Origin of the sequence: Pseudomonas fluorescens group sp. (assembly GCF_020093335.1) — a bacterium.
In the GTDB taxonomy this organism is placed as follows: Bacteria; Pseudomonadota; Gammaproteobacteria; order Pseudomonadales; family Pseudomonadaceae; genus Aquipseudomonas; species Aquipseudomonas petroselini.
In genome coordinates this window covers 135797-144708 of the sequence record NZ_JAIOKW010000014.1, presented here as the reverse complement: position 1 = coordinate 144708, position 8912 = coordinate 135797, and the positions used below count along the sequence as shown (strand labels likewise).

Here is an 8912-nt window from a genome sequence, read left to right as displayed (position 1 = left end):
TTCTTGACGACCATAGAGCATTGGAACCACCTGATCCCATCCCGAACTCAGTAGTGAAACGATGCATCGCCGATGGTAGTGTGGGGTTTCCCCATGTGAGAGTAGGTCATCGTCAAGATTAAATTCCGAAACCCCATTTGCGAAAGCAGATGGGGTTTTGTTTTGGGCGGTCGAAAACCCAAAACCGACACTTGATCCCCTGACAAATTTGCACAGTTATTTCTGAACTAGACCACTAGAATAGGCACCTAACCTTTTTTAGAGTCCGAGCCCTATCTATGCCCGATCCGGTTGATGCCCTTGAGGTGTCGGATTTACCACTGGACGACCTGGTGGCATGCCACGAGTGCGACTTGCTGATGCGCAAGCCAGTGCTCGCCCTCGGCGAAAAAGCCCAATGCCCCCGTTGCGGTTACGAGCTGTATGCTCACCGCCACAATGTCGTTGAACGTAGCCTTGCCCTGGTACTTGCGGCACTGTTGCTGTACATCCCCGCGAACTTTTTACCCATCATGCAGCTCAATCTACTCGGGCAGTCCTCTGAAGACACCGTCTGGAGCGGCGTTGTTGGCCTTTTCGATACAGGCATGCAAGGCGTGGCTGTGGTGGTGTTCCTGTGCAGCATGGGCATTCCGTTGCTCAAGCTGCTCTGCCAGTTGGCAGTGTTGCTCAGCATCCGTTGGAACATCGGCCGCAGCTATGGACTGCTGCTGTACCGCATCTACCATCACATGAAGGATTGGGGGATGTTGGAGGTCTATTTGATGGGCGTGCTGGTGGCGATCGTAAAGCTTGCCGACATGGCCTCCATCACAGTCGGACTGGGCCTGGTCTGTTTTGTCAGCCTACTAATGGTTCAGGTGTTGCTTGAGGTGGTGATGTCGCCCCACCAGATCTGGCAAGCGCTCTCAGGAGAGGACGATCATGCGGGCGATTGATGCAGGCATTCTGATTTGTACCGAATGTCATGAATTGAACAAACAAGACGCTGATTCGGATGAGCAGATCTGCACGCGTTGCGGTGCGCTGATCCATGCCCGCCGTCCCAACAGCCTCACACGCACCTGGGCGTTGCTGGTCACGGCAGCGATTTTGTATATCCCGGCTAACCTGCTGCCCATCATGACCATCAATTCCTTGGGGCAAGGTGATCCCAGTACCATCATGGCCGGTGTGATCCAACTGGTGCAGCACGGTATGTTCCCGATTGCGGCAGTCGTATTCATCGCCAGCATCCTAGTACCGACGTTCAAGTTGGTAGGCATAGGTCTGCTACTGTTCTCGGTGCAGCGTCGCCAACCGCTGTCCGCGCAACAACGCATTGTGATGTACCGCTTTATCGAATTCATCGGTCGCTGGTCAATGCTGGATATCTTCGTGATTGCCATCTTGGTGGCCGTGGTAAATTTTGGACGACTTGCCAGTGTCGAGGCCAATCTCGGTGCTGCAGCGTTCGCCAGTGTGGTGATCTTGACGATGCTTGCCGCAGTAACTTTTGATCCCCGACTGATTTGGGATAACACGGAGTCGGACGACGACCATGAGTGATTTGCCTAAAGCTAAAACCCGCCCGGCCTCCAATTGGTCGGCCATTTGGGTGCTGCCCCTGATTGCCCTGATCATTGGTGGCTGGCTGGGATGGCGTGCCTATTCCCAGCAGGGCATCGATATCCAAGTGCGCTTTGAAAGCGGCGAAGGTATCCAAGTCAACAAAACCGAAGTGGTCTACAAAGGTATGCCGGTGGGCAAGGTCAAGGCCCTGGCCCTGGACGACGAAGGTAATAATCGAGGGGTGATTGCCACCATCGAGATGAACAAGGACGTCGAGCAATACCTCAAGACCAATACCCGCTTCTGGTTGGTCAAACCCAGCGTCAGCCTTGCCGGCATCACCGGCCTGGAAACCCTGGTATCGGGTAACTACATCGCCGCCAGTCCAGGCGACGGTGAGCCCTCGCGCAAATTCAAGGCGCTCTCTGAAGAGCCACCCTTGTCCGACGCCAAGCCCGGTCTTCACCTGACCGTCAAGGCCGACCGTCTTGGCTCGCTCAACCGTGGCAGCCCGGTGTTCTATAAGCAGATACAGGTTGGGCAAGTCAAAAGCTACCTGCTTTCCGAGGACCAGAGCACCGTCGAAATCAAGGTCTATATCGAACCGACCTACGCCAGCCTCGTGCGCAAACACACCCGTTTCTGGAACGCCAGTGGCATCAGCATCGACGCCAACCTGTCCGGGTTGAAGGTGCGCAGCGAATCGCTCTCCAGCATCGTTGCTGGTGGCATCGCCTTCGCCACGCCCGAGAATCGCAAGGACAGCCCGCCGACCGATCCAAGCCTGCCTTTCCGGCTCTACGAAGATTTCGACGCCGCCGCCGCCGGAATCAAGGTGAAGGTCCAGCTGGCAGATTTCGAAGGTCTGCAGGCCGGGCGTACTCCGGTCATGTACAAGGGCATCCAAGTTGGCAGCCTGAAGACCCTGAAAATCAACCCGGATCTTTCCAGTGCCAATGCCGAACTGACACTCGACCCCTTGGCCGAGGATTACCTGGTTCAGGACACCCAGTTCTGGGTAGTCAAACCCTCTATCTCCCTGGCCGGCATCACAGGCCTTGAAGCCTTGGTCAAAGGCAACTACATCGCCATTCGCCCAGGTGACAAAGGCACTCCACCACAACGCGAGTACATCGCCCGCGCCAAAGCGCCACCGTTGGACCTGCGTTCACCGGGCCTGCACATGGTGCTGTTTACCGATAACCTCGGCTCCCTGGATGTAGGCAGCCCGGTTCTCTACAAACAGGTCAAGGTCGGCTCGGTGCAGAGCTACCAATTCTCGCGCAAGAACAAACAGTTGGTGATCGGCGTTCACATCGAGAAGGAATACGAAAATCTGGTCAACGGCTCGACGCGCTTCTGGAATGCCAGCGGTGTCACCCTGACCGGTGGGCTCACCGGTGGCATTCAGGTGAAAAGTGAATCCCTGGCCAGCTTGATGGCCGGCGGTATCGCGTTTGAAACCCCGCAACCGAACGTACCGCTGAAAAAACGCATTCCGCGTTTCCGTCTGTTTGCCGACCGAGACGCCGCCAACCAACATGGCACTCTGGTCACTATCAAAGTCGACCGCGCCGATGGCATGCGCCCTGGCACCCCGGTGCGCTTCAAGGGCCTGGACGTGGGCAAGATCGAAAGTGTCGACCTCAGTGCGGATATGCAGTCGGTAGTGCTCAGTGCACGTATCACCCAGGTAGCGGACCGCATTGCGCGCGTCGGCAGCCAGTTCTGGGTAGTCAAGCCTGAGCTGGGACTGATGAAAACCTCCAACCTCGAAACCTTGGTTACCGGGCAATACATCGAAGTGCAGCCGGCTGCGAAAAACGCTGGCCCGCAAAAGAGCTTTGTCGCGCTGGACCAGCCTCCTGAAGCCGCCCACCAGGAAGCTGGCTTGAGCCTGACACTCAGCGCCGCACGCCGCGGTTCGCTCAAGGAAGGCGTACCGGTCACCTATCGCGAAGTTACCGTCGGCAAAGTAACAGGTTACGAGTTGGGCCAAACGGCGGACCGTGTACTCATCCATGTCCTGATCGAGCCCAAGTACGCACCCTTGGTACGCAGTGGCAGCCGCTTCTGGAACACCAGCGGTTTTGGCCTCGACTTCGGCCTGTTCAAAGGCGCCACCGTACGCACCGAATCGCTGGAAACCCTGGTTGCCGGCGGCATCGCCTTCGCCACCCCAGACGGCGAGCGCATGGGCAACGCCGCTCGGCCGCAGCAAACCTTCCCGCTGTTCGACAAGTTCGAAGATGAATGGCTCACTTGGGCGCCTAAGATTCCACTCGGTAAATAGACCGAGTCGCGGCCATCGCGGGCAAGCCCGGCTCCCACATTCGACTGCGTTCCTACAGGATAAACGCAGTTAGCTGTGGGAACGGCTTGCCCGCGAAGGCGCCGGCACAAACAACACAAAAAAAGGCCCTTGGATTCTCATCCAGGGGCCTTTTGCATTTCAGCGCAAAAACTCAGACCTCATCCAACTCCGGCTCATCCGCCTGCACATTCACCGTCGCCTTCACCGCATCATGACGACGGATATACTTCCAATCCGCCTCATCGATATAGATCCCGTTTGGCCCGCTACCGCCTTCCAGGTCGATCGCCACCTGGGCGGACACCTGCGGCTTCACACTGGCGAGGATCGGCACAAAGCCCAGCTGCAAGCTGGTTTCCAGCAACGCCGCCTGGTTCTTTTCATCGATATCCGCCGCCTCGTCGAGGTAGTACGGCAAGCGCACACGCCCGGCCTGGTCGCGGTCCATCAAGTGCAGCAACAAGTACATGTTGGTCAGCGCCTTGATGGTCATGGTGGTGCCGTTGGACGCCGCGCCATCAATGTCGGTATGGATCACGGGTTGGCCATGCACCTTGGTGATCTCGAAGGCCAGCTCGAACAGGTCCTTGAGGCCCAGCTGGTTATGGTTGGCAGCCACCAGGCGCGCGAGGTATTCCTTGGCTTCTTCGTTCTTGTTGTCCTGCTCGGCGCTCTGGCTGAGGTCGAACACCGACAGGGTCTCGCCCTCTTCGTATTGACCGGCACTGTGGATAATCTGGTCGATATGCTTGAGCGCTTCCTTGTTCGGTGCCAACACGATCCGGAAGCTCTGCAGGTTGGAGACCTGACGCTTGTTGATCTCGCGGTTGAACAACGCCAACTGGTGCTCAAGGCTGTCGTAGTCGCTGCGGATATTGCGCAGGGTACGCGCAATGTCAGTGACCGCCGCGCGACGTGCCTTGCCCAACGTCAACGCTTCATCGGTGCGGTGCGCATACGCGTTGATCAGCAGTTGCAGGCGACGCTCGACATCATCTTCACTGTCGAACTTGGCCACGCCCTTGAGGCGCACCTGCGCATACAAAGCCTCGATCTGGCCATCGGCGCGCAGCAACCCTTGCCAGCTGTCCTGATAGTCGTTGAGCAGCGGCAGCAGGTTGTCCATGGAGTCGTCGACCGGGTCCATGAACGGTGTGCCGAACGGCAAGTCCGCCGGCAACAGCTGGCGACGGCGCAACGCGTCATCCAGCGTACGCTGTTTGGCTTCCATATCGCCGATCTGGCGGCCTACCAGTTGCAGCTTGGCCGACAGTTGCTGGACGCGCTCGGTGAACGCATCGCTGGAGCGTTTCAACTCATCTTGCGCCGCTTCCATCTGCGCCAGGTTTTCCAGCTTCTCGCCTTCTTCCGCGCTTAGGGTTTGTGCGCGGCGGAAGTCTTCGAGGGCCTTCTGTGCGTCAAGTACCTGCTGGTACAGCGCTTCGGTCTGGGTCTTGCTCGCGGCGCGGTCAGACGCGACAGCCTGCTGGGTTTTCAGCTGCTTGAGTTCTTTCTCCAGTCGCTCTTTCTGGTCGCGCAACGCAGCGCGATCCGCCAAAGCCTGTAAGGCCGGTGGTTCGATGTGCGAGATGTCGATGGACAGCCCCGGCACTTCAAAACGCTCGCCCTTGAAGCCATCCAGGATCTGCTCCAGGGATTTGACCCACTGGCCGTCCTCATCCAGCGTGATGCCATGCTCGCCCAACGGCAGGCTGAACAACGAGCTGTTGAACAGGCGCATCAGACGCTCGACATCCTGCTGTGAGAATTCTTCCCGCAGTTTGGCGTAGCTGTTGTTGTCGGCGTGGTCGAGCTGCTGCTTGACCGACTTCAAGCGCTTTTCCAGGTCGCGCAGACGCTCGTCTAAATCCTCGGCGCTGAACTGCCGCGACTGCGCGAGGGCGCCCGCCAATTCATCGTGAGCATCCTTGGCCGCCAGCAGCTGTTGCTCCAGTACTTTCACGTCATCCACGAGCGCAAAGCGATGCTTGAGCACCGACAGCTCGCCCAACCAACGCTGGATCCCGCTGATTTCCCGCTCCAGGCGCATCAGCTCCTGGGTGCCGCCACGTTGGTCGTTCTGCAGCGCATCCTGCTCATTGCGGTAGTGCTCGGCCTGGATCGTCAGCTCTTCTTTGCGCGCACTGGCGTAGTCCGACCAGGTGCCCAGCAACGAATCCAGCAGTGGCGACAGGCGATGCAATTTGCCGCGCAACACGTCGCGCTGGCGAACGCCATTGGACAGCGCCTCGACCAGCGGGCCGGCCGCTACCAGCGAGTTGTAGTCCTGCTCCATGCGTCGCACATCGCGGAAGGCTTCTTCGCACGCCGCGATGTAATCCACGCTGCCAGAACGCAGGCTGTGTTCAAACGCATCCAGAAACAGTTGTTTGAGCTTGGCCGCCGTGATTTCTCGCATGTGCAGCAGGTTGATAAACAGCGCGCGGAAGGTCTTCAGGCTCTGCTCGCTGGTGGATCGCAGCGGGATCAGCGTCAGGTCCAGCGGGATCGACGTATGACCACCCACCAACAACCGGCGCAGTTCATCCGGCTTGAGTTCGTAGGCTTTCAGGCCTTCGCGTTCCAGGTTGGTGAACAGCTCTTTCTGACGCAGGCAGGTGTCGTTCTTCTGGTAGTGAGCCAGGTCCAGCTTACCGGCGTAGGCAAAGAACTGGTGCCCGAAACCGCCGCCAGGGCCGCGCCCGACCACGCCGATCACGTGCGGGCCGTGGGGCAGGGAGACTTCCACGAGGATGTAGCTGGTGTCGGTCGCGAAGTAGAAGCGCCGCGATTGCTCCAGGGTGTACTTGCCGAAACTCATGTCCGACATGCGCGCCAGGATCGGGAACTGCAAGGCGTTGATCGACGCGGATTTACCCAGGTTGTTCGCGCCATACACCGACAGCGGTTCTTCCAGCGGGAACAAGCCCAGGCTGTAGCCGGCGGTGTTCAATAGGGCGAAGCGGCGGATGCCGTAGCGTTCCTTGCTCATGCGTCGGTCTCCTGTTCTTCGGCAATGGCACGTGCCAGGGCGTCTTCTTCGCTTTCATCCGCGAAGTCGCTCAAGTCGAGTGGGTCATCGGTTTTCAGCAATTTCTCATCGCTGTCTTCGTCGATGATCACCGGTGCAGGCAGCGGCAACACGCTGTGCACGCTGGCTGCGAGGTCGCGGTCTTGTTGCACCGACAGGCACACATCGAGGAAGCGGTGCATGGGCGGCAGGAAGCGATAAATGCCGTTGTCTTCGCTGGCAAAACCCAGCTGGGTCATGCGGCGCATGATTTTCTCTTCGAGTTCTTCCTGGGTCTGCACCTCGGCCTGGATAAACAGGTCGCGGTACTTCTCCAGCAGCGACGGCAACTCATCACGGCCCAGGCTGCCACCATCCAGCACGGCAATCGGGTCGCGGCCCTGGTCGGCCAGATGCTCGACGATGATGAAGGTGAACAACGCCAGGCGCTGGGCGGTCTTGTTCACCTGCGCACTGGCGATGGCCGAGTCCGGCACGAAGTAGTAGAAACCACGGGTATCGCACACCAGCTCAAAGCCCAGGGCCTTGAACAGCGTGCGGTACTGGTCCTGGAAGTTCGACAGTTGTGCGTACAGCTCCGGGTCGCGGCGGCTGACGTGGTAACCCTTGAACAGCTCGCGAAAGATCGGTGCCAGCTGGGACAGTTCGGATAGATCAAGATGCATAAGGCGTGCTCGCAGAATTCTCGGCGGAGTCTGTGCTGGCCGGGAGCAGGGCGAATGAGCGCAGGCTGACCTGGTGCTCGTGTGTGTGGTAATCGCGGCGTTCCAGGCGTTCGCGCTTGAAGCGTTTTTCGCGCGAGAGGCGCGAGAACCAGTACAGCAATTCGTCGGTGGCGCCGTCCGGTTCCTGCTCCAGCAGCCAGGTCATCAGGTCCGGCATCGGCAGTGCGTCTTCGCAGCGCTCGAGCATTTCCTTGACCGTGCGCGGAGCACGCTGGGCGTCGCCCTTGTGGGATTTGTGCGCCTTGGGGAACCGTGCCGGCTTCGGCTCGAAGTTCGCCAGGGCATACACATAGGCCTCGACCTGGCTGGCACTGCCGAGGAAGGTGCTTTGCGGCCGGGTAAACATCGGCATCGCCGCCTGTGGCACCGCGTCCAGGCCTTTACGTCGGATGGCCGACAAGGCCAACGCCGCGCCACGGGTCACAGCATTATGCCGGCGCGCTTCTTCGCGCAGCGGCAGCAGCAGCTCGCGGGCATGACGCAGGGTCAGTTGGGCGCTGGTCTGCATCTCGAGGATGCGCGCATGGGTGCGCAGCAGCATGTCGTCGTCCACCAGGTGGCCGAGGCGCTGCTGCTCGGTGAGCATGCGCAGCAGCACGTTCTCCACCTTGCGCACGCCTTGCTCGAAGGCGCCGTCGGCGTTCACCAGTTGGATCATCGGTTCGACGTATTCGTCCCAGGTCGCCAGGACTTCGGCGTAACGCTGGCGCAACGGAATCTGCCGGTCGCTGGTCTTGGCGCGGTCGGCCACGGCGGCGAGGGCCTGTTCGTCGTTGGCGAGTTTTTTCAACACGTCGCGCACGCGCATGTCGAGCAGGCGCAGCTGGCGGGCCAGGTCGTGGCCATCACGGATGTCGAAGGCGTCCTGGATATAACCGGCCAGGCGCTCGAGGTGGCGCAGGTAGGCTTCGATTTCCAGGCACAGGCCAAGCCGGTGCTCCTTGCGAAGATACGCCAGGAAGTCGTGGATCTGCGCGTTGAGCTCGAAACGGTTCGGGCTCTTGGCGACAGGCACCAGGATATCCAGGCGAATCCACACGTCCAGCAGGCTGGTGATGTCCTGGGGCGTGCTGTCCAGTTGTTGGGCCGCCAATTGCGCGCGCAGTTCGCTCAGGCTCAGGGTGCCTTGGTCGAAGTGTTCGCACAGTGGCTCAAGCAGGGCCCAGTGTTCGGCGAGGGCGCGCAAGACGCGCTTGGGTTCGATCATCGGAATGGCCGGCTGGTTGGCGATTAAAAGTCGCGATTGTACTGCATCGGGCGCGGGATTTATCCACAGCCGGTCAGTGTGCAG

6 protein-coding genes and 1 rRNA gene are annotated in these 8912 nt (G+C 59.6%); 4 read left to right on the top strand and 3 right to left on the bottom strand.

Features of this window, described 5'->3' with window-relative positions; translation table 11 throughout:
• Window positions 1-2: 2 nt before the first annotated feature.
• The 4 genes from rrf (at window position 3) to K7431_RS16960 (ending at window position 3844) form a co-directional block, all read left to right on the top strand.
• Window positions 3-118, top strand: a 5S ribosomal RNA gene (rrf, locus tag K7431_RS16975).
• Window positions 119-278: 160 nt separating this feature from the next.
• Complete coding sequence (locus K7431_RS16970; protein WP_012722055.1) at window positions 279-938, top strand: paraquat-inducible protein A; 660 nt, start codon at window positions 279-281, stop codon at window positions 936-938.
• The gene (locus tag K7431_RS16965; protein ID WP_012722056.1) at window positions 925-1548 is read left to right on the top strand and encodes a paraquat-inducible protein A; all 624 of its coding nucleotides are present in this window, start codon (window positions 925-927) and stop codon (window positions 1546-1548) included. Before K7431_RS16970 ends, K7431_RS16965 begins: the two co-directional genes overlap by 14 nt.
• Window positions 1541-3844, top strand: coding sequence for a PqiB family protein (locus tag K7431_RS16960; RefSeq protein ID WP_012722057.1), 2304 nt, complete (start codon window positions 1541-1543; stop codon window positions 3842-3844). Before K7431_RS16965 ends, K7431_RS16960 begins: the two co-directional genes overlap by 8 nt.
• A 172-nt stretch (window positions 3845-4016) precedes the next feature.
• On the opposite strand, the gene mksF is transcribed toward K7431_RS16960, so the two are convergent.
• From mksF to mksB, 3 genes are read right to left on the bottom strand one after another with little or no spacing between them, the layout of a single operon-like run.
• Window positions 4017-6857, bottom strand: coding sequence for an Mks condensin complex protein MksF (mksF, locus tag K7431_RS16955; protein WP_012722058.1), 2841 nt, complete (start codon window positions 6855-6857; stop codon window positions 4017-4019).
• Window positions 6854-7561 (bottom strand): Mks condensin complex protein MksE, encoded by a 708-nt coding sequence (mksE, locus tag K7431_RS16950; protein ID WP_012722059.1) that lies wholly within the window; start codon window positions 7559-7561, stop codon window positions 6854-6856. The genes mksF and mksE overlap by 4 nt, the downstream gene beginning before the upstream one ends.
• Window positions 7551-8828, bottom strand: a complete 1278-nt coding sequence (mksB, locus tag K7431_RS16945) for an Mks condensin complex protein MksB (protein WP_012722060.1) — start codon at window positions 8826-8828, stop codon at window positions 7551-7553. The genes mksE and mksB overlap by 11 nt, the downstream gene beginning before the upstream one ends.
• Window positions 8829-8912 lie beyond the last annotated feature (84 nt).